Below are 23,305 nucleotides of genomic sequence, written 5' to 3'. Positions count from 1 at the left end.
TTACTTTCCGGACGCTCCCACGGCAGGAAACTCCTCCTCGTCGAAGTCTCCCGTCCGCTGCTTGATCAGTTCGAAATCGAACGTCTCACGCTGATTGACGGACATCGCAAAGCACACGACGGTACTGACGGCATAGGCCACCAAGGATCCGCTGAGCGTTGGGTAGTCGTGCAGGAAGCCGATCGCGAACGGCGCGGACAGCACGATCGCCAGGCCGCCGACGATCTGCGCAACCTTCAGACCGAAGAATCCAAATGTCATGAGTCCCAGCACCACTCCGATACCGATAACGGCAACGATGTCGGAGAAGAGCCCGAACATCCCATCCATCGGCACCCAACTGAATCGGACGGGCAAGAAGGCAGCAAGAGCCACCAGCACCGACACAGTGAAGGCCTTGTTGGTGACCTTTCCCCAATAGAAGCTTGCGATAACCGGGAACACCAGCGCGCCCCACAGCGCGCCGACGAACACCAACAGATCCAGAATGCTCAGTTGCAGACTTGCCAAGGAGATAGCCGCCGCCGTGGCAACAATCATCGTTACTCGGCCGATTAGCAGCATCCGTCGAGGGTTCGCATTAGCCTTGCCTGCGACGGCTTGGCCGTAAACGTCGGTCATCACGATGGACGAGAGCGCAGCAAGGTCCGAGTCCGCCGTCGATGACAGCGCGCCGATGATCATGACAAAGAAGACAGCCAGCAAAATTCCGGGCAGGTACGACGCGGCCATCTGCGGAATCAGATTGTTGACGTCACCATCCATCGGCTCGATTCCGAGGTATAGAGCGAGAACACCCAGCATTCCGACACCAATGACCGTTGCGCCGTATCCGACGGTTGCGGTGATGAAGGTGGGCTTGATCAGGTCTTCGCGGACCGCGAACAGACGTTGGGCAATGGTCTGGTTGCCGATTGCGTAGGCAAGAACTGCCGCGATGTACGGCGCGCCCTGCTCGAAGAAGGCAACGCTCGAGAAGAAGTTGCCCTGCTCAGCAGTAAGGTTGCCTGCCCCGGATTCGAAGGCTGCCGGGAACCCTGCCGCAAAGAAGATGAACGGCACCAAAACCGCTACCGCACCGAGCATTCCGATCAGCTGAACGAAGTCGGTCAACACCGAAGCGCGGAAGCCCGACCACAACGTGTACAGCAAAACGCCCAGCGCAACGATGAACACACCCTGGATGAAGTTGAACGGCGAAAGCAACGCGATCAGCAGACCACCAGCGAGGAAGTTCGACATCAAACTGATGAGACTACCGACGATATTGGAGCCCGCGAGCATCAGCTGACTCGAGCGTCCGTGCCGCGCGTACATGACCTCAGCCAGGGTGTGGGCTTTCGGCGCTACTTTGCGAATTCGCTGGCCAAACGGATAAATGAAGAGAATCATCAACGCGCCCCATAAACCGTAGTGAATGGGGCCGGAGATTCCGTAGGTGTAGCCAGAAGTGGCAGATGCGTACATCGACGACGCCCAAATCCAGGTGGCCGTCATGCTCGCGGCCGAAACACCAAATCCTAATTTGTTTCCGGCGGTCATAAAACCGTCGGCATTTTCCTGTTTCTTACCAATACGAAGAGAAATCAGAAATGTTCCACCATAAAAAGCAACAAGCAGTGAAACAATTACCAAGGTACTGAACTGGACCATGTCGGACCCCGTCACATGCCACATCCTTCGCACATAATCGGCAGAGCAAAGCACAAAACTCCTGTTCAGGATCTTTGCGCTTCGTTTCTGCACGCCCTAGGAGCGACCGCCATACCAACACCGGTCACATATTCAATTGACTAGCAACACGCACTTCGTCTTTTCGGAAACCCAACCTCCACAAAATAAAGTTTCTGCGCAAGCTTTTGGCTCTACCACGCAATTCAACAACTGAGAATCGACCATAGCATGATGGCAATTTCGAACAAAAACTCCGATATTTTCCCACCCGAAAATATTCATGTTTCCGCCGCAGTAAAATCGTGCGCTTCCAGCGCATATAACAACTCCGCATCGATTGAAATCGATGCTCGATTCGATCGCGTACCTACATCGACAGGACCATCCTGGCAAACCGTCGGCCCCACTCGGGATCGGCGGAAACATGCTGGTCCAGCGGATTGGAGACAATCGCCCCGATCATTCGCAGGTACACGAGAGTGTCTCGCACCATCCACGTCCAATCGTCGTCCCCGAGTCGCGTTCCGTCTGTTGTCGACCAACCCAATGCCGTGAGGCCTTCGATCATCACTTCACTACGTTCGGACTCCGACAAGCCGGCAGCCAACGTAAGGAACAGAATTCGGCCGGCTTCCTGCGCCAACTCACCCTTTCCCAACGGCATGGCCGTCACGATGTGACGCCACAGCTCGCCTTCATATGCAAGCACTGACGCGCCGAGTCGAGTCAGAATCAAAGTGCCTCGGAGTTTCCGGACAAATCCCAGTGTCTTGGCGGCTTCAACGAGTACTGCCAATTGCGAGTCACTCCCTGCCGTGACATCGATCCAGTCACTGCCCCAATCGAGTTCGTCTCGGGCGTCCGCAATATGGTCCGAAGGAAGTGCCCCGGACGCCGTCAACGCAATCCCACCGACTCGCGCGGAGTGCAGCAGCCACAGCAGTTGGCAGGTTGCTCCCTCACGCATCACCTCGAAATAGTTGTCATATCCACCGCGAAGCTCCGATTTGGCGACTGCGGCAAACAGTTTCGGTGCGGAATGAACCGACAGGCGGCGCAAGAAATTCTCGAACAGCGAGCTTTCCACGGGCGGTGATTTATGCAGTGCCACTGCAATGGTGACTGCTGCATTGGACTCTGCGGGAACAAAACGTTCGGGATCGAACAGTCCGGTACTCGCCTGCACGTTCAGGAACTCGCGATACCCGATCGGACCGCCAGAATCCTCCGGCGGGCACGCTCTCTCGCCGTCGAGACAGGATGGCTCAGAAATCGGCTGGTCTTCGACAATCTGCTCGAGAACCAACGTGTGACTCCACCGTGCGCGGGCGTTGTACTCATAACGGACGTACTCCCCGACCGCGGTTACTGCCTCGTCGATCCGGACTTCGTCCTCACCAAACTCGTCTTCCTGGTATCCGTCGCGCTCGATCACCTCTGGCGCGATATACCGATCTGGGCCATTGTCCGTTGAATGATGGACACTCACCCATTGATGAGCGTGTTGATCTCCCCACCCCATCACCGCCTGCACTATCGAATGAAGTTGGTCCAGTTCGATATTCGACGGAACCGAAAACCGTCTCCAAATAGGCGGCGTGATGCAATCGAGTTCGATCCGCATGACAAAGTTCGCCACCTCCGGCCGTCGACGCTGATTCCGCATCTGCCTCGGCGTAAGGACCTTCATCTGGCTTTGCGTCGCTTGATATGCAGGTACCAAACGCAGATGTGAAGCTCGCCGAACTCGCTGACCCGTCATGTATGGAGGCTAGATCTACCTACCGACAGCCGAGATACTCACTGCCACAAGGTTGCCCGATTTGTCGGGGCTCGCATCTCGTCGCTGGTCGGCTGTCAAGTCCAGATCAACACGGACCTACCCAGGCATCTTTGATCATCCACTGCGCGGACAATAGTGTGCGCCGATTACCGTAGACCTGACAGCTACCGCACGAAAACAGTGCCCAGCGCCTGCTCGGACTGGCACAGAACATGAGGATCCATGAGCGACCAACACACGACCGCCGACCAGCCCCTCCACATCAACGGCGCAATTGCCTTGGTGACGGACGAGCGCGACGAATTGGTTCGCCTGTGCGTTCAAACTCTCGCCGAACTACTGGGCAGTGAGCCTGCCACCGATGACGACGGCGACATCGTCGTGCCGGTTCACGGGTTTGTCGTCTACGTGACAGTTGCGGATGACGGCCCTCAGATCAACGTCTGGTCTTCGGTTCTGACCGGCCTCGGCAATCCCTCGCATGCTGCGACTCGACTGATCGAACTCGCGCAGGAATGGCCGCGCCTGCGCTTCGCCTTCAGCGGCGACCACCTACTGGTCTCCACGATGCTCGACGCCGATCCCTTCGCGCCGCAGCATCTGCTGAACCTGATCGACGAGGTTCACGACTTCACTCACGAACTCGACGACGATTTTGCTGAGTCCTTCGGCGGCACCCTCGACTGCGACGAAGACGACGACAGCTACGCCGGCGACTGCAATCCCGGCGGTTGCGGCGGAGACTGTGACTGTGCGTGCGGCGATGAAGCAGACGCCGTCGACGGCGATCTTGGAATTACCCAAGTCAAATAGACTGGCCCATCTTCGACCAGCTACGCAGAGCGCTCGTTGGTGTTTGTCACGAAGCGACATAGATCTGCGTGCGGTGCCAGTCCAGATAGACAACATCCGGACGCTCCGCCTTGTCCGGCAAGATCAATCGGTCTCTCAGAGGTGGCTTCCCGAGTGCGGCGCGAAGCGGACTTTCGATCTCCATATCGCTCTCGACGCCGGGCGCGTAGTGGAGGTTCAAGTCCTCGTCGACGGTGATGAGCCCCGTATCGAAGGCAATGTCATGTGTCGGGCACGCGGTGAAGCCGTTGCGACGGTCAAGTCGCTCTTTGTCAGTGCTGTCTCGCCAGGGCTTGATATGGCTTGCAGTAAGGAGGCGCGGCCGGCGTCGGCCCCCGACATTCGCGCTAAGGCCACAGAACACGCAGCGGTGCTCGTGATTGCTGAGTACGCCAGCGGCGAACCGATGCTGGCCGATTCGAACTCTGGAGGTCAGCAATCGCTGAGTGGTCGCGATGGGGATATCGTTACGCTCGCTAGACCACTTTTCAAGCGACTGCTCCAAGGATCTCTCGATCTCACTTTGGACTAGCTCTTCTTGTCCCACCAACCACAGCGTTTCGCCGCTTTCCAATTCGAGGAAGTCCGGCAACACATGTTCGTCAATTCCGTGGGAACGCGCCGATCGCAGAATTCGAAGGTATACGTCCTGCATCAACGCGCTGTCCGAAAGCATCAACGACGCGACTTCGACCTCATGCCGCCCGCCATGACTACGTGTTCCATCCAGGTTCGCCATCTTTGCGATAAAGCTCGTGGGCCGACGCTTGAACAGACGCGCAAGATGCTGGACCGGCATTCCCGCACGATGTGCAGAGGAGCTACCGAACCGGCGATGGTCAACCAACAGCGATGCACAGAGCGACAACACGACCTCGCTTGGAACGAACGAAACCTGTCGGCTTCCCTTCGGTACCTCCTGTCGTGCGAGTACCGACTTCCATTGCGCCGCCAGCGCGGCGGGCGATGGGTCAAGAAACTCGGAGATCACCGAAGGTGCCACTATGCGCCTTCCTCGTAAGTGTTCAACCCGCAAGTTCACACACTAGCCGGCGCCGCGCGGAACGATTCAAAGCCACTCCGGGGGTCGCTATCCACCGATGAAGTAGTTCGGCGAACCGGTGCGTCTTTCTGGTGGCGCCCGCTACCAAAAAGACGCATGTGGCGGAGCCCCTACCGGAATGCATTCCCTTTCGAGGTGAGTGCCTTCACCCTCTCAACTGTCCAAACCGCAAGCACATCCACCTTGCGTTTGCGACCCGTCTCCTTGTGGGTATCCATTTCCTGTTCCGCGATGATGTCCTTGATCCCGTCAGCATCGAGTGCTGAAAGACGCTCCAACAGAACCTCTTCCCCGTCCGCCTTGAAGACCTCGAACGGATCGAAAGCGCCGGGCTCCCGCTTCACCTTCGGAGCCGCAGCACGACGGCGCGGCGCCGGCGCAGGAGCAGGTACCACAGCTGCGGATCCATCCGACGGAACTGCGAAAGCGCTTTCGATTGCCTTCGCGAACCGCGGGGTACGGGCAGCTTCCTCCGCGACTACCTGAACCAGCTTGGCCAGCAACACCGAGGCCGAGGCATTAGTTGCACCCAACTTCAAGAGCGCGGCACCGGTCTCCTGCACCTGCACCCGACGACGCGCCTCATCGATACCCGCACTCATAGCTTCGCCTGCGCTTCCGTGAGAATGTTCTGCGTAATTGCACGCATCTGATCGAACTGACCTGCATTGCCGTACTTCACCTTCAAAGTGCTGTACGGGTGAAACTCCGCCGACGCGGCAATCTGATTCGACTCCGCGAGATATTCCGGCAATACGTGAGGGACGTTGGGATCGCGTCGAAGGTTTCGCACAGTCGTGCGGTGCACCGCCGAGTTGGACTTGTACTTGGTGATCACCAACCCGAGTTCGAAGAGTTCACGGCCGAGTTCTTTGCCGAACTTCGCGATGTGCGTCTGGATCTGCGGAATGCCGTACGTGGAGAGTACATCCGGGATCGTGGGGATCACGTAGCCGTCAGCCATGGCCAATCCGTTGAGTGTGATCGGCCCGAGATTCGGCGGGCAATCGATCAGAACATAGTCGTAGTACGGCATCACCGGGGCGACGGCATCCCTCAACAATTCAACCGGCTTGGTGGAGTTCCGATCAGCAACCCGAAGGGCACTGATCTCCTCCTGCAGCTCGATCAAATCGAGAGATGAGGGAAGCAGATCCACACCCGTCACTCGCTTGACCGGCGAGACTCCGCGCTGAATCGAAGCTTCGAGATCGAAGTTCGACGTGCCATCGACAGCGTCACGGAAAATGGTTGCGCTGGTCAGCCCTTGCTTGTTGAGTTCGAGCCAGTGATCCTCACTGATCATCATCGTCGTGAGATTGATCTGCGCATCGAGGTCGATCAGCAGCACGCGCTGACCGAATTCGAGCGACATGAACTCGGCCAACCCCGCGGTGATCGTCGTCTTACCGACGCCGCCCTTGAGGTTGATTGTCGCAATCGTCTTAGCCATCAGAACCCATTCCTGTCTCCCACCACAACACACCTAGTTCGCATCGACGATCGCCCCTGTCCCCGACTGCTTGACCCGAAAACCGATTCGCCCCAACGGCTCCGCCGCGTGCGGAAGCGCGTACGAGAACAACGTCGCAAAATCGCGCGAGTCCACGGGACCAGCCTGTGCCCGTTTCAACTGACGAGGAGCCGGATCGTTCGCAAATACCAGAATCAATGCACCGCGAGTCTTCCGATGAAGAGCACCCGCAAGCGGTCCACCGTTCTTCTTCGGGCTGCCCGCAATGTGCTCGATCGCATCGCGCTCACGAACGGCCGTACCGGTGAAACCTGTTCGGTACTCGCGTTCCTGGCGTTTGCGATTGACGATCGGAAGTTTCTCGTGCCAACCCTTGATCTCGATCGGCTCCCGGGTCTTGGGGTACGGAAGCAGAACTGCGAAGTCTTCGAGCAATCCGGATTCGATTGCGGTCGAGAGCGCTTCGCGGTGGGGACCGAAATCCCACCCGTTCGCCCACTCGAACTGGTCGACGGCCGCCAACACCACACGGGCAGGGACGATGCCGTATCGCGCAGTGAACGATCGCGAAACATCATCCTTGTCAACGAAATTGAAGGACCCACTTTCGTCCAACGACTTCAACAAAGGTGCAACCGCCTCGAAGTGCCGAGCGTTGATCGAACCGTCGCCTCGCGGGGGCTGCATCGTGAAGCTGAAACTTTCACCACCCATGCCTCGATAAACCAGATCGGCGTTGAACATCTTGTTTCGAGCCGTTGGTCTGAGCCACGGCAGCTGCTGAAACACCATCGGCGGCACATCGCGTGGAGTGACCCACGGTTCGCCCTTCTCGTTCACACCGCTGAACCGAGTGAGCTCATTCCGGAACTCCTGCTCGTCCCGAACGATCGCCTCGAACGCCTTGTACATGTCGTAGTCCGCGCCGGCGGGTCCGCCAACCGTGCGGCCGATGAACAGGCGCACCAGGTCTCGGTACCCGGGGCGGAAACCGAACCATCGTCCCATCTGCATCAATGTGTCAGCTTGGCCCGTTCGACGCGTGTAGTAGGTGATGGTCAGGCCCTCGACTGTAAAGCCGCGACTCAGCTTCGTTCCGCCGACAAGGATCTTCCACACTCCTCGTTCCTGGAAATCGAGGGAATCCTGCTTGTAGTCCTTCTCCGCCGCACCATTGACCACGATGACAGGGCTGGTACCCTCGGAAATCTTGTCGTAGGCGGCGCCGATGAACTCCTCCAACTCGACAAAAGACTCAGGGTTCGGCAGTTCACTGCCCCGTGCCGCACTCACCACTGCAAAGTCCTCGGCCCAGAGCTTGTCAAGCCTCGCGAGACTCTTTGCCTGGCTGTACCCCGCCGACTTCCACAAGGCCTTGAAATCGTTGGCCACCGCGTCGTGCTCGGCCTGCTTCACCGATTCGTGCACCAACATCGTGTGGTGCCGATACGGCTTGGCGCCCTTCGATTCCCGGAAAAGCTTGATCGCCCCGGTCAGGACAAACGAGTCGAGAGCCCGCAATTGTTCGGCAGAACGATCCTCGTCGCACTCGGCCCGGAGATCCCGTACGTACGCTTTCTGGTTCGAATTGGCCGGAGTCTTGTCGTCGCCTTCGAGATCGTCGAGATCGTGGAAGTCCGCACCACCCATGTACGGGGCGGGCCGCTCGAGACTGACGATGAAGTCCGAAGGAAAGACGTTGACGCTGTCTTCCGGATCGACAAACACATTGGCAAAAGGTGTTGCGGTGTAACCGATGTACTGGGCACGCTTGAGTAGACCGAGGATCTCAGCGATCTGGCCGTTGATCGCCGTCCGCTCGATCTGCTCGGTTTTCATCTTCTTCGGATCGATCGTGTTCACCGATGCTTGATCGGCTTCGTCGTCGATGATCAGGGCAGGAATCTGATCGAGTTCGGTCGGCACTTTCTTCAGATCGGCCACCAGCTTCTTGAGGCTGGAGACGTTCTTCTTCACGACCGCGATGCGAATATTGCTGGGGTATAGATTCTTCGGATCATTGAGCGGAAGGGAGTGATCCACGGTTTCGAAGTGCAGTGCGCTCAGGCCCGCGAGCAGGCTCTTGTAGTCAAAGGTCGAGGTGGTGAGTCGACGGATAGCCGGGATTTCATTCGTCTTGTTCGGATCGATTTCGTGTTCGAGAAAGTTCCCGGTTCGCCAGTCCTCGTCGTTGGCGTAGTCGTCGTCCACACCGGCACTGATGTTTTGACGACCGACCAATTCCATGTCGAGGCGTCGCTGAGTCTGGCTCCGGAGAATCTCGATAGTGCCGGTCAGAACGATGACCAAGCGGTACCCAGCGTCGATCGCCTTGGCCACTACGCCACTGAAATTCGCCGTCTTCCCGCTCTGGACGTAGCCGACCACCAAACCTTTGGACTGATACGGCTCCGGCCTGGTTGGGTCGGCGAGTCGATGCACAACCTCGGTCGTTGCGATGTCCAGCTTTCCGATTGTTGCTTCGTCCCAGTTCTTGTCGGCTAGAACTCGCTTGTAGGCACGCCAATAGAAGTCGTGCTCGCGCCGGCGCTCGGAGGTGTACCAGGGGTCCCACGGCTGCTGAGCAGCAATGACAACCGGCCCACCTTCGCGGGGGAAGCGCGCATCCATCTCGGCGTGGGCGTCGACCGGCAACCCCAACAAGTCGTAGATCCGAGCCCGCCGTTCCGGGCTCTGCGGGGTAGTCGAACCCACCCATGTCTCAACACTTTCCGCATCCCACTGCCGCAGACGCGAAGTGAGCGCCGTTCGTACACCGACAGCATTGTCGTCGAGGAACACATCGATGATGTCCGCGATGGTCAGGCCGTCCGGATAGCTAGCTCGCAGGCGCGCGTTGACCGGGTACAACACGTTCTCGGGCGGAAACCCGTCACCGAGTTCACGTGCAACCGCACGGAATACTTCATCACTCACTGCACTACCTGCTCCCGGTGCGCTGACACTGCGGAAATCAACACTTCCTGCCACGCCTTCGTCTTTTCTCTCTGACGAGCGCTGATTCTCGTTCCTTCGAACATCTCGCTCACCAACAGGAAGACAAGAGTCTTGAGCACCGGAGCATCAGCCGGGTCTAGACTGCGACGTCCGAGCAGATCACGCCGAAAACGCGCATTGATCCACAAAGTTCGAGTCTTGAGGTCGACTTCGAAGAACTGATCACGCGCCAAAGCTCGCCAACCCACGGCAACAGGATCATCACCGACGCTGAATTCGAAGGCGTCGCTGAAGGAATCGAGCACGTCTTCCGGAAAGCCGGATGCCGGCTCGATGACGCTGATCGGCCGAGGTGCAGAACTTCGGGCTGCCCGCACGACGCGCTCGGCATCGGTCAGATATGAACGGAATCCACCGTTGCCATCCGTGAAGACGGCCCCGTCGAAGGCAGCCGACGCAGTGGCGTCGAGCGTCACCCCCGATTTCTCGGGATTGATGGTGATGTGCTGCAGCAGAGATTCGTTCAGGTCGACAGCAATTCGTGCCAATCCGTAGTCCGGTCGGCCCCGCACTATCGCGTTCCAGCCGCCGATCTGCAGGAGTCGATCGTGCCGATAGAAGTAGAGCCCCTGCTGGTCACGGCCAGGGGCGCCGTGGATGCGAAATTCCGGTGCATTGCTCCGGGCGGGCCACAGGTGAGCTTCGGTGGTTACTGTGGCACCGGCGATCGACACGGTAAGTGTCCGAGGGTAGTTGGGGTCGCCGGTGCGCGGATACCGGAACGGGTCGATGGCACTGACTGTGCGCAGCGCGCCGGCGCGTCCCGCTTCGACGTCGAAGACATCGACAGTCAGAGCGATCCGGCCGGATTCGATGAGACGGTGAAATACGACGCCGAGGTGACTGCGCACGTCGTTGATGGTCTGTTCGAGCCAGCTGGTCTGCTCGTCCGCGTGCGCGGACATGAGAAATGTTGTGATGCCGCGCCATTCGACAACAGTTCCGGTGTCGAAGGGAAAGCGGGGCGTGACTGCGTCGAAGAATTCTTCGGCTTGCCGGTCCTCGATCACCGAAACTGACTGACGCCCCTGCACTGAGGCCGAGTCGATCTCGCGGCCCTGCGTCGGGTGCCCGGACTTTCGAGACCACACTCGGAGCAACCGAGCCTGACTCAACGACGCCGCCTTCATCCCTACACCGAAATGACCCAGGTCCTCGGCGGCATAGTCGCGTCGGCGGCCGTAGGTCATCGCGGAATCAATGGTGTCACTGTCCATGCCGGAGCCGCTGTCGATCACCATCATCGACACGATCCGTGTGCCGTCCTGAACGAACCTGATCAGCACGTGGGAGGCCGCGGCGTCGAGGCTGTTGTCGATCAGATCGGCGAGCGCTGTCGCGATGGTGTGGTGCAAGCCGATGGCGCCGGCGAGGGACTCGTCCGCAGCAAGGATCTTGGTACCCACTATGCGGGTGTCCGCGACGTCAGTCATGGGATGCATCCTTACCCTCTACCTCGTCGATTTCGGATGCTTCGCCGCGCCTCCATGCCGCCTCCAGGAAGTCCAGAACCACGTCTTCACCACGATCTTCATACGCGCGCAGTATCTTTCGTGGACGGTCTTCGCCGTCCAGACACACGGCCTCGGCGAGAATCCGCACCACATGTCTCTCGGCAGTTCGCAATGGCTCGCGATTGCCAACCTCTGCGAGTGCCTGACGTAGTGGGTCGATGTCAGAGTGAACGATCGCCGGTCGGACCACGCGGAAGGTTCCGTCTTGCCACAACTCGAGCAACACGTCTTCGCCCTCCACAGCGGAGAGTTCACGCAGGAATCGGCGGATAGTGCCGAACGTCGGCTGCGCTCCGGTCCATCGAACTGCTTGAACGCCGAGGTGACTCTCCAACTCGATGTTCGCGCCGCGCGCACAGCCGGCAGCGACCGCGACACCGGCGGGTACAGCAAACCCGGAGCCCCGCAGATGATCTGCGGTCACGGTCAGTCGATACCGCCACGTACTACCTGACCGGTACAGGCGGCGAGTCAACTCTGGCGTCTTCGCAGTGTTGCGTGTCCGCTTGCGCCGGACTATCCCGTCACCACCAATGTTGAACTCACTGGCTTCTTCAGCCTCTCCCGAAGAAACCGATTCCTCCCCAACGGAATCCGCGCTTCCCCAGGCGTGCAGCCGCCAGACTGCGCCGTCGAGCGCCACGCGATCGTCGGCCTCGAGCGCGCGCTCGATCGACCGGTCACTGCGATCGGACTTCAGCAACTCCACTAGCTCGACGACGGACTTCGGCGATCCGACGGCTTCGAGCGCGCCGACTGCCAGATCGGAGATCCGACGCGCACGCGTCAGCGCAGAATCCGCCACTACGACGACCCCGCACCACGCAAGCCACTTCTCCAGTTCGCCGCGTGACATCGATACCACTTCGGCGACGTCGTCGAGCGCAACCACACCGTTGGGCGATTCGAAGTCCTCGAGCAAAGTTTGAGTGCGTTTCTTGGCCGCCGCGACGCCGGGAGCGGCTGCCCAACCGTCAGTCACCTCGAAATAGTCATCGAGGCGATCCAGAACCAACCACAGCGGAACTCCGTAACCAGGCACCTCCGCCGCGATGCTCGGATGCACTTCGAGAAGCCGATCAAGCGAAGCCACCGGCTGAATCTCGACTCGCAAGCTGGCAAGCAGGTTCCCCACGGCCGTCCCGAATCCGCACGCCGCGTTGAGTTTGGCTTTCACGTCGGCCTCAATCTGCCCGACTCGCCCCGAGCCCACTCCGAGCTTGGCCCCGATCGCTCCCCTGCGCTGCGGCACTCGCGCCACGATCCGCTCACGCAACACCAACGACTCCCGCTCATCCAGCTGCGAGAAGAGATTGTCGATCTCGTCCATCGCGTCGGTTCGGTCGGTGTCGGGCAGATCGTTCGGCGTCAAAGCCGAGATCCGGGCGGCAACTTCCTGAATCGAGGCCGGAGATTCGTCGTCGATCTCGACGGTGACGAGTGGTCTGCTGTCCTGGCCTCGGACCCGTCGCCACATTGCGAGCTGCGCGAGATCGTCGAGCAGCGCCGTGATCGCGGGTGGGGCAACTGCTTCCTCAGCGGTCTCGACGCGGGCGAGCGGAGTCGACATGACCGCACAGACCAACAGGTTGAGCACTATGTCGTGCACCGTCTGTTCGCTCGTTCCGCGCACGCCGAAGATCTCAGCGGTCGTGTGCGTCAGCAGTCCGCCGATTGCTTTGTCGGTGGTGAGCCGAGACAGTGCCGTCACTGCGCGGGTATCGAGGCTCAACGCCTCCAGCGGGAGATCTTCACCAAGGAGCGGAAAGCTCTCTCGTAATACCGCTGCCGCGTGGTGGGCGATGTAGAGGGACGCCAGCTCGGCGAGAACCTTCTCGAGATCGACCTCGAGAACAGTGAACGACGGCGCTTCGCTGAACCACCAATCAGGCGACGGGGCCAGCGGCTCGAGCAGCGCCGCACGATCGGATACGTAGTCGTCCAGCCAAGGAAACAGATCGACCCACAGCGTCTGACTCAGCTCGTTCGCGGGAAGCGAGTTCACACCCAACGTCAACGCACTACTCCCACTCACGGATACCTTCATTGCAGTCAAAACCGACCGCGATGTCGGTAACAAGTTACTGCAGCTTGTGAGCCGTCGCAGCGCCGGACCTGCTTACCCGACAGTCAGGCTTCTCCGCTCAGTCGACGGCGGTGAAACCCTTCGCCCGATCTTCGTCGGCCGAGGTCCACAGCGTCGTCGACAGTTCGGCCTTCACCAGCGGGATAACCTCCTCCGCAAAGCGGCGCAAAGTGTCCTTCTGCTGCTCGAAGTCGAGCACGTGATTGACGGACACCGATTGGAAATCGTGGCCGTAACTCTCGTGATAATCGAGGATCTTCTCGGCGACCCGCTCCGAGGACCCGACCAACGCCGGCCCACGGTCGACGGCTTCCTCGATGGTCCGGAAGCTCGTCGACTTTCCGACGGCTTTGGGATCGTGCTTGCGTTTGTCGGCCTGCGCAACGGCGCCTTCGTAGATCGGACGGAACTCTTCGATGGCCTGCTCGGTCGTGTCGGCGAGGAACAATCCGCCCGAACCCGAACCGACATACGCCTTGGACGGGTCGTGCCCGTACGCCAGGTACTGCTCGCGGTAGTGGTCGATGAGCACTTTGTAGTTCTCACGGGGCTGGAAAGCATTGGCGGTGACGATGGGGTCGCCCCACTTCGCCGCGAGTTCGACGGCCTCGAACGAGGTAGCCGATCCGTGCCAGATCCGGAACGGACCGTCGTACGGACGCGGTAGCGTCGTCGCGTCCTCGAGCGATGGTCGGTGGGTTCCCACCCACTTGACGTTTTCCTCGCTGATCAGCAGTTTGAGGAGTTCATAGTTCTCGGTGAGGTACTCGTACTGCTTGGCGATATCCAACCCGAGGAGCGGGTACTGAAGGACCTCGTTGCCCTTGCCGATCACGATCTCGAGGCGTCCCCGGCTCAGCTGATCGATGGTTCCGAAATCTTCGGCGACTCGAATCGGGTCGAGTAGCGACAGGACGGTGACACCCGTCGAGAGCAGGATTCTGTCCGTGGCCTGCGCAATTGCCCCCAAAACGACGGTTGGCGCCGACGAAAGAACCGGCCCGGCGTGGCGCTCGCCCACCGAGAACGAATCGATACCCAACTCTTCGGCCAGAACTGCCAGTTCGACGACGCGGTTGAGCCGATCGGACGGGGCAACTTCCTCGCCGGTCACTGGATGGGGTGGGTTGAAAATGATGTCCAGAACCTGAAAACGCATGACCCGTCTTTCTCGATAACCGCACAGCGCGCCTGTCCCTCGGAGGCTAGTGCGCGGTTCCTCGACGGATCCGCCAACCGACCGACGCTCCCAATGCAACCAACGTGCGAAATCTACTAATCAGCAACATCTTTCAACCAGAAGAGACCACCCAGTCGATAAAACTCTCGCCGATCCGAAGTCGACCGAAATCATGCCGAACTCCCGCCAGGCAGGACCTGTGTCACCGACCAATCGAGCGCACGGTAAACATGAAGTACTAAGAGTGCGTTCCCTTATCGTTAAGAGGTACTTGATATGAACGGTGCGGCAGCCATCGGTGATGGCATATTCCAGATTCCTGTCCCGATCACGGACAACCCGCTCGGCCACACACTCGTCTACGCCATGGAATCCCCCGGCGGACTGATCTTGGTCGACGCTGGTTGGGGCGACGACAACGGCTGGCAGGGCCTCAACGCGGGGCTCGCCGAAATCGGGCATTCGGTGACCGACATCGAAGGCGTCGTGGTCACGCACTTCCATCCGGACCACACTGGACTGTGCGGCCGGGTCCGCGAGGCATCCGGCGCCTGGATCGCGATGCACGAGGACGACCACTACCTGTTCGATCAGATGTCGACTGCACGCGACGACGAGTGGATGGCCTACCAGCTCGAGAACATGGAACGCGCTGGAGCCCCGAAAGCCGACCGCGATGCCTTCCGGTTGACTGCCGCGGGTGAGTCTCCCGTGGGCCCCGAGTCCGCTCCCGACCGCCTTCTCGCGGACGACGAGATCATCGCGCTGACCGGCCGCGGCCTCCGCGTTGTCTACACCCCCGGCCACACGCCTGGCCACGTCTGCTTCTACCTCGACGACGCCGACGTCATGTTCACCGGCGACCACGTCCTGCAGAAGACAACCCCACACGTCGGCAACTTCGTGTACCCACTCGACGAGCGTGACGCCCTCGCCGATTTCCTCGATTCGCTCGCACGGGTGCAGAACATGAACATCACCCGCGGTCTCGGCGCTCACGGCATTCCGATCGACGACGTCGGAGGTCGCGCCGGCGAGCTGATCGAGCACCACCAGGAACGACTCGATCACCTGCTGCAGGAGTTCGCCGACGACAAGCTCACGGTGTGGGACGTCGCGGCAAAGATGAAGTGGTACAAGCCGTGGGCCGAGATCTCCCCGATGGGCAAGACGATGGCACTCTCCGAGGGCGCAGCTCACCTTCGCCATCTGGTTGCCCGAGAGCAGGTCTCTCAGGTTCCCGGCTCCGAGCCCGCGCTCTTCGCTCGCTCCGTCTGAAAGATCAGGGCCGACAAGCACTCCGCTCGTCGGCCCTGATCTTTATTCCGCTTCGGCCTGATCGACAATTCGGGTCGACGCGGATCGCGGGACCACCACCACCGGAACCGGCGAGTACCGCACGATCTTCGCTGCCCGACTGCCGAGGAAGACCCGGGCCAGTGGACCCGCCTTGCTCGAGCCGACCGTCAGAACGTCACCTCGATCCCACTCGACGCCCTCGAGTGCCTCGGCCCAGTTACGGCCATGGCTGATAACCGATTCCATGACGTCAGGTATTTCGGGCAGTGCACGCACTCTCTCGAAGGCAGCGTTGGTCTCGCGCTCGACCACCTCGGCCCACTCGGAGATGACCGGCGAGTCCCCCTCGGTCCCGAGCGTGGTCGTGTACTGCGCGTTTGCACGAACTGCAAACGCCGCCAATCTGAGTCCGGCATCGACACGCGCAGCCACGGTCGCGGCGGCGAGCACCAGGTCGTCCTGATCGGGTGTGCCCGAGTATGCGGCGGTGACGCGGCGAACCACCTCACCGGGCTTGGTTCGAAATCCCCTCGGCGCCAGCGCGACCGGGACGTCGGAGCTGTGCAGCAAGCGGGAGGTGACGCTGCCGAGAGCCACGTGGCCGAACACCCCGGCTGTGGACGAGTCCAGGACGATCATCTTGGCTTCGTGCTCGTGAACGAGATCGAGCAGGCCACTCGACGTCGACTGAGCTTCATGCACGACATAAGTCACGTCGACGTCGGAGGGCATGTCTGCCCGCGCTTTCGCCAGTGCCGCTTCGGCTTCGGCTCGCAATTGCTGGTGGTATTCGGCGTCGACACGCGCCATTCCGGGCGGTGGCGGCGAGGGAATCACCGCGCAGATCACCAGCGGTTCACCGGACGAGCGCGCCAACAGCGTTGCAAGATGGACGGTTCCGGAACCGTCACCGTCAGGTGCATATCCCGCGAGCAGCGTCATGACTCGGACTCCGATCCCAGTTCGGCGCGGTTCTTCGCACCGAGGCGCGAGTGCTTCATACCGTAGGCGAAGTACCAGATGATCGCGACGGTCACCCAGATGAGGAACACGTAGATCGTGACGGTTCGGAGGTCCTTGATGATCCACAGGCAGCCCAGGATCGAGAGGATCGGCGTCACCGGATAGCCGGGAACTTTGAAGCTGCGCGGCAGGTCCGGGTCACTGCGCCGCAGGATGATGACCCCGATCGAGACCACGAGGAAGGCCACCAGGGTTCCGATGCTGGTCATTTCGGCGAGGAAGTTGATCGGAATGAAACCAGCCAGAATGCTGATGACGACGCAGACGATGATGGTGTTGGGCACCGGCGTCAGAGTCCGCGGGTTCACCTTGTGGAAGATCGACGGAATCATGCCGTCGCGTGACATCGCGAACAGGATGCGGGTCTGACCGTAGATGACCACGAGTGTGACGCTGCAGATGGAGATCACCGCTCCGGCGGCCAGAAGTGTTCCCGGCCAGGTAGATCCGGTCACCTGTTCGAGGATGGCGGACAGTCCGGCTTCCTGACCTTCGAACGATGCGGAATCCTGTGCACCGATCGCCACGGCGACAACGGCGATGTAGATCGCGGTGACGGACACGAGCGCAATGAGGATCGCGAGAGGGAGATTGCGACGAGGGTTCTTCACTTCTTCGCCGGCGGTGGACACTGCGTCGAGGCCGATGTACGAGAAGAAGATGATTCCGGCGGCGGACATGACGCCACTGAATCCGAACGGTGCGAAGTCGGCGAAGTGATTGCTGTTCCATCCGGCGATGCCGACCACGATGAAGAGCAGCAGAATTGCGAGTTTGATCGAGACCATGATGGCGTTGGCCTTGGCTGATTCGCTGGCGCCGCGGATGAGCAGAACACCGCACAGGCACACCAGGATCACTGCGGGCAGATTGATGATGCCGCCCTGTTCCGGCGCTTGTGACAACGCGTCGGGAATCTGGAACCCGAAGAGATTACCCAGTAGCTGGTTCAAATACTGCGACCATCCGACGGACACCGCCGCGGCCGAGACTCCGTACTCGAGAAGCAGACACGCGCCGACGGCCATGGCCGGAAGCTCTCCGAGCGTCGCGTAAGCGTAGGAATACGACGAGCCCGACGCCGGGACAGCTCCGGCCAACTCCGCGTAACAGATCGCCGTGAGTCCCGCGACGAGACCGGCAACAACGAAGGAGATGATCACTGCCGGACCCGCAACCGGGACAGCCTGCGAGAGGACGAAGAAAATACCGGTGCCGATCGTGGCGCCGATGCCGAACATGGACAACTGCGCTAAACCGATACTGCGGGTCAGCTCACCGCCGTTGGTATCTGCGTCGGTCTCCTGGTCTATCTGCAAAGCCGGCTTGCGCCGAAGTACGTGTTTGACGAGAGTAGCCATCGACGCTCCTCTAGAGTGCCTGGTAGGAAACTGTTGTATCCTCATACTGCACGTAAGTGTCCTGCGACACAACAGTTGGAGCAAAGTTGTCCAGCTCACGCCAACCGTCCGGTCTGGAATGCCCGGACCGTGAACCGCCTTCGGAGAAAACGGGGAGATCATGACCGGCCCGACCATCACCGTCGACCTGCGTCGTATCGAACAGAATGCGCGCGTCCTCGTCGAGGCGTCCAGCGCTCACGGTATATCGGTGGCCGGTGTCAGCAAATCTACGTGCGGCTCCCCCAAAGTGGCACGAGCAATGGTCCGCGGCGGCGTCACGCAGATCGCCGACTCCCGCCTGGACAACCTGGCCCGCATTCGCCGCGACGGCATCACCGTTCCCCTGATGCTGATCCGCGCACCGTCGCTCAACGAGATCGACGACACGATCCGCTACGCGGACATCAGCCTCAACTCCGAGTTGACGACGATTGCTGCTCTGGGCAGAGCAGCACAAACGCGAGGAGTCGTCCACGACATCGTGCTGATGATCGACCTCGGAGATCTCCGCGAAGGAATCCTGCCGGCGGAGGCGTTGGACGTAGTCGCTGAAATCCTTCCCATCGAGGGCATCAGACTGATCGGAATCGGCGCGAACCTCGCGTGCGTCGGTGGCATCCAACCGACCGTCGACAACCTGTCGAATCTGGTCTACCTAGCCGACGAAATCACGAAGCGGTTCTCGATCGAACTGCCGATCGTTTCCGGCGGCAATACGTTCTCACTGCCACTACTCGAGACGGGCACGATGCCCGAGGGGATCAACCATCTGCGTTTGGGCGCCAGCATCGTACTGGCCGAATCACCTACTCCCCCAGGACTGTACGAACTGCTGAACAACGATGCCTTCACTCTCACCGCGGACATCATCGAGGCGAAGGTCAAGCCGTCGCGGCCGTATGGAGTCTCAGGCGAAGATGCGTTCGGCCGACGCCCCGTCTTCGACAACGAGGACAAGCCGAGCCGACGCCTGATCTTGTCCATCGGCCGCGAAGACATCTCGCCGGAAGGCTTGACCCCGATCGATCCGCGTCTGAAGGTGATCAGTGCCAGCAGCGATCACCTCCTCGTCGACGCCGGAGAAACAGGTGACGAATACCGACTGGGTGGCACGGTCGACTTCACGATCGATTACGGCGCGCTCTTGATGGCGATGACGTCGCCCTACGTCGAAAAGCGTTATGTCCTGGGCACCGAACCGATCGACGCCAATGCAACAGTCGAATTGATCGACCTCGAAACTGCCGGCCTGGCACGCCATCTCCTCGATCACGGTCTACGCGAAGACATGTCCGGAATCGGATTCAACTGCATCCAAGCCGAGAACGCTGCCGCGGATCTCACGACGTTGCCGCTGTGGCTCACTTCCGAGGCCTGGCAGAACACCAGAATTCCGATCGCCACCGAACCCGGAACCGATTTGGGTGCAATCATTTTCGCCTCCCACGGCGATATCGAGCAATTGCTGTCGTCCGCGGCGGATCTGCACGGCCCCAGTTTGGAGAACACCGTCTTGGTGGGGGTCAAGAACGCCACGGTCGATCACAAGCGCGCACTCGACGAGTACGGGGTGTTGCTGGTGACGATCGACGAGATCGATCGTCATGGCATGGCGGCCTTGATGCCTCGTGTCCTCGCCGCGGCGGGCCAGGGTGTGAACGGTGTCCACGTCCACTTCGACATGGACATCATCGACGGGCGTGTTCTCGGCGTCGACGACACGACGCATCTGGGCGGCCTCACATTCCGAGAAGCGCACCTGGCCGCCGAATTCATCAGCGAGACCGGCCTGACGAGATCGATGTCGATCGGAAGCGTCGCAGCGGCGGCTTCCGATCCTCTCGGCCGTCAGGCGACCTTCGTCGACGGATTGGTTGCATCGCTGCTGGGGCGCAAGGTGGTCAAAGCCTGACGTTGTCGGCAGCCCTTGCGAGAATCGTCCGATGATCACGCGGAGCCCCGGTCAACACGTATTCATCGCACTCGGCACGCCATGGATCGATGCCGTAGTCGCGTTTCTCGAACCCAGAGCGCGTGTGGATCCCTGGATCATGCACGGAATGATGGCCATCGGTGACCTGGTGATCACTGTTCTCGACACCACTCCTCGCACGGTGCTCTGCATCGAGACCGTGGCTGCGCCGTTCGACGGCACGTCGCGGATGGAAGTCGACGAAGAAGTGAGCGCGCTCCGCTCTTTACCCGTCGTTCCCGAACTCGAACAACGATGGTCCATCACTTTTCCCACGGATCCAGGGCCGGTCGACGACGCACTGGCCGACCGGATTCTCGCGGCCGTCCAGTCATACGAAGTGCCCTACTTCGGCGACATCGACACACTGGATCCGACGTCCACGGCTGCCCACGCCCGAACGTTGATGCGCGAGCGGGGAAACTGCACAGGTTGCAGCGCACCGATGCCGTTGCGAAAGTTCAACAGCGGCGATCGCCTTCACTTTCATTCCGCATCACGGATCTTCAGGCAGGCCGAACCTGGGGACGACTACCCAGCCGCCCTGTGCCGCAAATGCACCGGAAGGATGGCCACTTCCGGGCACACCAACTTCATCGACTACATGCTGTCGAAGAATCCACTGTGCCCGCAGTGCGGTGCACACAGAACCGCTCAGTGTGCCCCGGGGATGCCGGTCCATCCGTTCGATCACCTACCGTGGCTCGCCGGAACAGGCTGCGTCGTGGGACCGGACACCCCCGAATGGACGTGCCGAGCGTGCAGTCACTCATGGGGACAGATGTTCCCGCCGGATCACCCGCAGCACGACTGATCAGTTCGCGGCGAAGCCAGGAAGCCGATCGATGTCCGCGATGATCGAATACTCCGCGGCATCGCCCTGGAGGATTCGACTCTGCTCGCCGTGGACGTCGACGGGGACGTCGCCGGCCAATGTCACTCGGTGCACACTGCGGGCCTGAGTCCCGTAGTCGGCGATCCCGTAGTGCTGAGTCGCCTGGTTGTCCCAGATCGCCAGGTCGCCGGCCGTCCAGTTCCATCGAACAGTGTTTTCCAACTTGATGATTCGCGCCTGGAGGATCTGGTAGAGAGCGACCGACTCGGACGGCTTGAGCCCGACGAACTCCTTGAAGAAGTGACCAAGCAGGAGGGTCTTCTCCCCCGTCGCCGGGTGGATCCGCACCACCGGGTGTTCGGTCTCGTAGATTTCTCGGGTGAACTCGGCGTAGTAGGCCAGGCGCTCCGGGTCTACCGGGTTCGCCTGGTTGGCGACCTCGGCGTAGTCGTAGGCATTGGTGTGAACGGCCCGCAGATTCTCGACGAAGACTTTCAGTGAAGGCGGCAGTTGGTCGTATGCAGCGGTGGTGGACGCCCACGTGGTCGCTCCGCCGTACTCGGGAATGGTCGTCGCTCGCAGAATCGAGGCTTTCGGGATGCGGTCGACGAACGTCACGTCCGTATGCCAACTGTTGGCGGCGCGGTCGAGCACCAACAGCTTGTCGCCCCTGGACTTCACCGTCGGGTGCGGGGTGGTCTGCGTGCCGAGGGTTCCGGCGAATTCGTACTGCGACGTGTCGTCGAGATGCTGCTGCCCTTGGAAGAACACAACCTTGTGCGCTGCCAGCGCATAGTTGATCGCGTAGGCGGTCTCTTCGGACAAGTCCCCGGAGAGATGGACGCCGTCGATACGGGCGCCGATCAGCTCGCCCACTTTGTGGACGGTGATTCCGCCGGCAGCGTAGATCTGCTCCGGGGTCTGGATAACGCGTTCGAGTTCGGTGACGGACATGGCGATCTCCTGTGAGTCGGTCAAGCCTGCGGGCACGGCAGTCGTCATGGCGCTGCCTACTGTGAACACTCAATCATTGACGCTGCGGCCTCGAATACGGTTGAACTCGAGGTGATCTCAAAGTTCGCCGCTCCCTCGTCGGAGAATATTGCCGCTCACTGGGACGAGGCCGTCGTCGTTGTCGTCATGAGCTGTAGCGTGCGACCTGCCGCACCCACGTCTACGGAGGACAGCATGCAACCCGAGGGCCCTGCCGAACAGATTCGTTCAACGCTCGCTCGGATCGCGCATCTTGCCGATACCGGCTCGGTCGAGGCTTACGTGGAGCAGTTCACCCGCGAGGCCGAATGGAACATGCCCGCTAATCCCGATCGCAGTATCCCCGCACAGGTACGACGTGGCCGTGAAGAAATTGCTGCTGGAGTACGCGAGCGCCGGGCGGCCGGGATACAAGGCCCGGGCACATTCACACGCCACGTCACCACGGCGATCGCCGTGGACGTGACCTCGGAAACTACAGCCCGCGTGGATGCGGTGTGGACGTTCTACGTCGACACGACCACAATTCCCAAGCTCAGTGGCGTCGGGAGTTACGCCGACGAGTTCGAACTCGAAGACGGGCGGTGGCGACTGTCGCGACGAGTGATCTCGCGCGGCTGACGCTCAGTCTTCTTCGCCGGTGATCGCCTCACACCAATCTTCGACCTGATCGATCCCCTCTTCCGTCCATTCAGGGCTCATGTCTTCGAGTGCATCGAAGACCACCTCGCAGGTCAGCATCTCCGGTGAACCCTCCGACCCCGCTGCCTCGGTTCGCTCCGCAGACGCTGTCGCAACTGGGCCGGCAGCCAGCGCAACCGCCATCGCCCCCGTTCCGACCATCGCTTTCACACGCATGGGAACTCCTCCTTCACTCTCGTTTCGGTCCTCGGGGTACCCGACTCGCCCCGCGCTACCCATCCCCGTCACTCATGTCCGACTTTCGGCGCCGACGGCATAGACTGAGCTCGTCGCCACCACGCTCTCGCAGCGTCGGGGGCGACAGATACACAGCTGGATCAGAATCGGAAGGCATCCCATTACAGAATCTCCCGCTCCGCACGACATCTACTTCGTACCCCCGGAGCAGGACAGCCCCAATCCCGTGGAACCGGCGTCGGCCGCGTCACGCGCAC

The 23,305-nt window shown here is 60.6% G+C and carries 18 protein-coding genes; 5 read left to right on the top strand and 13 right to left on the bottom strand.

Translation table 11 applies throughout. The features are described from left to right. Entirely contained in the window at positions 1–1,653 is a 1,653-nt protein-coding gene (locus I7X09_RS27460; protein ID WP_234036982.1) for a sodium:solute symporter family protein, read from the bottom strand. Between the two features lie 388 nt (positions 1,654–2,041). After that, positions 2,042–3,298 carry a plasmid pRiA4b ORF-3 family protein gene (locus tag I7X09_RS27455; protein ID WP_200314636.1) on the bottom strand — a complete coding sequence of 419 codons (1,257 nt, stop codon included), beginning with the start codon at positions 3,296–3,298 and terminating at the stop codon, positions 2,042–2,044. 381 nt (positions 3,299–3,679) lie between these two features. On the opposite strand from I7X09_RS27455, the gene I7X09_RS27450 reads away from it, so the two are divergent. Beyond that, on the top strand, positions 3,680–4,270 hold the full coding sequence (locus I7X09_RS27450) for a T3SS (YopN, CesT) and YbjN peptide-binding chaperone 1 (RefSeq protein ID WP_200314634.1): 591 nt from the start codon (positions 3,680–3,682) through the stop codon (positions 4,268–4,270). 46 nt (positions 4,271–4,316) lie between these two features. On the opposite strand, the gene I7X09_RS27445 is transcribed toward I7X09_RS27450, so the two are convergent. The 7 genes from I7X09_RS27445 to I7X09_RS27415 all read right to left on the bottom strand — a co-directional run bounded on the left by I7X09_RS27445 (position 4,317) and on the right by I7X09_RS27415 (position 14,623). Further along, entirely contained in the window at positions 4,317–5,312 is a 996-nt protein-coding gene (locus I7X09_RS27445) for an HNH endonuclease (RefSeq protein ID WP_166813591.1), read from the bottom strand. A 170-nt stretch (positions 5,313–5,482) separates the two neighbouring features. Next, entirely contained in the window at positions 5,483–5,974 is a 492-nt protein-coding gene (locus tag I7X09_RS27440; protein WP_200314632.1) for a hypothetical protein, read from the bottom strand. After that, positions 5,971–6,825 carry a ParA family protein gene (locus I7X09_RS27435; RefSeq protein WP_003940667.1) on the bottom strand — a complete coding sequence of 285 codons (855 nt, stop codon included), beginning with the start codon at positions 6,823–6,825 and terminating at the stop codon, positions 5,971–5,973. The genes I7X09_RS27440 and I7X09_RS27435 overlap by 4 nt, the downstream gene beginning before the upstream one ends. A gap of 33 nt (positions 6,826–6,858) precedes the next feature. Then, on the bottom strand, positions 6,859–9,783 hold the full coding sequence (locus I7X09_RS27430; protein ID WP_200314630.1) for a Z1 domain-containing protein: 2,925 nt from the start codon (positions 9,781–9,783) through the stop codon (positions 6,859–6,861). Beyond that, positions 9,780–11,297, bottom strand: coding sequence for an ATP-binding protein (locus tag I7X09_RS27425; protein ID WP_200314628.1), 1,518 nt, complete (start codon positions 11,295–11,297; stop codon positions 9,780–9,782). Before I7X09_RS27425 ends, I7X09_RS27430 begins: the two co-directional genes overlap by 4 nt. Then, on the bottom strand, positions 11,290–13,413 hold the full coding sequence (locus tag I7X09_RS27420; RefSeq protein WP_234036736.1) for a hypothetical protein: 2,124 nt from the start codon (positions 13,411–13,413) through the stop codon (positions 11,290–11,292). The genes I7X09_RS27425 and I7X09_RS27420 overlap by 8 nt, the downstream gene beginning before the upstream one ends. Before the next feature lie 109 nt (positions 13,414–13,522). Next, entirely contained in the window at positions 13,523–14,623 is a 1,101-nt protein-coding gene (locus I7X09_RS27415; RefSeq protein ID WP_095971501.1) for an LLM class flavin-dependent oxidoreductase, read from the bottom strand. A 297-nt stretch (positions 14,624–14,920) separates the two neighbouring features. Between I7X09_RS27415 and I7X09_RS27410 the strand changes: the two genes are divergently transcribed. After that, a complete protein-coding gene (locus I7X09_RS27410) occupies positions 14,921–15,922 on the top strand; it encodes an MBL fold metallo-hydrolase (protein ID WP_095971500.1) in 1,002 nt (333 codons plus the stop codon). Between the two features lie 42 nt (positions 15,923–15,964). Here the strand turns inward: I7X09_RS27410 and I7X09_RS27405 are convergent, their stop codons facing one another. Continuing rightward, positions 15,965–16,885, bottom strand: a complete 921-nt coding sequence (locus I7X09_RS27405) for a universal stress protein (protein WP_200314624.1) — start codon at positions 16,883–16,885, stop codon at positions 15,965–15,967. Then, positions 16,882–18,327 (bottom strand): amino acid permease, encoded by a 1,446-nt coding sequence (locus I7X09_RS27400; RefSeq protein WP_200314622.1) that lies wholly within the window; start codon positions 18,325–18,327, stop codon positions 16,882–16,884. The genes I7X09_RS27405 and I7X09_RS27400 overlap by 4 nt, the downstream gene beginning before the upstream one ends. Before the next feature lie 160 nt (positions 18,328–18,487). On the opposite strand from I7X09_RS27400, the gene I7X09_RS27395 reads away from it, so the two are divergent. Next, positions 18,488–20,281, top strand: a complete 1,794-nt coding sequence (locus tag I7X09_RS27395; RefSeq protein ID WP_200314620.1) for an alanine racemase — start codon at positions 18,488–18,490, stop codon at positions 20,279–20,281. Positions 20,282–20,312: 31 nt separating this feature from the next. Beyond that, a complete protein-coding gene (locus tag I7X09_RS27390; protein WP_200314618.1) occupies positions 20,313–21,155 on the top strand; it encodes a hypothetical protein in 843 nt (280 codons plus the stop codon). Here I7X09_RS27390 and I7X09_RS27385 read toward each other — a convergent pair whose 3' ends face one another. Beyond that, positions 21,156–22,130 (bottom strand): TauD/TfdA dioxygenase family protein, encoded by a 975-nt coding sequence (locus tag I7X09_RS27385; RefSeq protein ID WP_166813623.1) that lies wholly within the window; start codon positions 22,128–22,130, stop codon positions 21,156–21,158. 111 nt (positions 22,131–22,241) lie between these two features. On the opposite strand from I7X09_RS27385, the gene I7X09_RS27380 reads away from it, so the two are divergent. Further along, complete coding sequence (locus I7X09_RS27380) at positions 22,242–22,790, top strand: nuclear transport factor 2 family protein (protein ID WP_234036735.1); 549 nt, start codon at positions 22,242–22,244, stop codon at positions 22,788–22,790. A gap of 3 nt (positions 22,791–22,793) precedes the next feature. Here I7X09_RS27380 and I7X09_RS27375 read toward each other — a convergent pair whose 3' ends face one another. After that, entirely contained in the window at positions 22,794–23,027 is a 234-nt protein-coding gene (locus tag I7X09_RS27375; RefSeq protein ID WP_007729258.1) for a hypothetical protein, read from the bottom strand. Positions 23,028–23,305 lie beyond the last annotated feature (278 nt).

Source organism: Rhodococcus sp. P-2, assembly GCF_016598535.1.
Taxonomy (GTDB): Bacteria; Actinomycetota; Actinomycetes; order Mycobacteriales; family Mycobacteriaceae; genus Rhodococcus_F; species Rhodococcus_F baikonurensis.
The sequence above is the reverse complement of the archived record's forward strand: the minus strand, read 5'-3'. Positions and strand labels throughout refer to the sequence as shown.

Bases quoted from the DNA above. Each gene is read 5' to 3' on its own strand.
- I7X09_RS27385 (WP_166813623.1), bottom strand. From the start codon at position 22,130: ATGTCCGTCACCGAACTCGAACGCGTTATCCAGACCCCGGAGCAGATC.
- I7X09_RS27460 (WP_234036982.1), bottom strand. From the start codon at position 1,653: ATGGTCCAGTTCAGTACCTTGGTAATTGTTTCACTGCTTGTTGCTTTT.
- I7X09_RS27405 (WP_200314624.1), bottom strand. From the start codon at position 16,885: ATGACGCTGCTCGCGGGATATGCACCTGACGGTGACGGTTCCGGAACC.
- I7X09_RS27425 (WP_200314628.1), bottom strand. From the start codon at position 11,297: ATGACTGACGTCGCGGACACCCGCATAGTGGGTACCAAGATCCTTGCT.
- I7X09_RS27395 (WP_200314620.1), top strand. From the start codon at position 18,488: ATGACCGGCCCGACCATCACCGTCGACCTGCGTCGTATCGAACAGAAT.
- I7X09_RS27390 (WP_200314618.1), top strand. From the start codon at position 20,313: ATGATCACGCGGAGCCCCGGTCAACACGTATTCATCGCACTCGGCACG.
- I7X09_RS27440 (WP_200314632.1), bottom strand. From the start codon at position 5,974: ATGAGTGCGGGTATCGATGAGGCGCGTCGTCGGGTGCAGGTGCAGGAG.
- I7X09_RS27400 (WP_200314622.1), bottom strand. From the start codon at position 18,327: ATGGCTACTCTCGTCAAACACGTACTTCGGCGCAAGCCGGCTTTGCAG.
- I7X09_RS27415 (WP_095971501.1), bottom strand. From the start codon at position 14,623: ATGCGTTTTCAGGTTCTGGACATCATTTTCAACCCACCCCATCCAGTG.
- I7X09_RS27375 (WP_007729258.1), bottom strand. From the start codon at position 23,027: ATGCGTGTGAAAGCGATGGTCGGAACGGGGGCGATGGCGGTTGCGCTG.
- I7X09_RS27435 (WP_003940667.1), bottom strand. From the start codon at position 6,825: ATGGCTAAGACGATTGCGACAATCAACCTCAAGGGCGGCGTCGGTAAG.
- I7X09_RS27450 (WP_200314634.1), top strand. From the start codon at position 3,680: ATGAGCGACCAACACACGACCGCCGACCAGCCCCTCCACATCAACGGC.
- I7X09_RS27410 (WP_095971500.1), top strand. From the start codon at position 14,921: ATGAACGGTGCGGCAGCCATCGGTGATGGCATATTCCAGATTCCTGTC.
- I7X09_RS27455 (WP_200314636.1), bottom strand. From the start codon at position 3,298: ATGCGGATCGAACTCGATTGCATCACGCCGCCTATTTGGAGACGGTTT.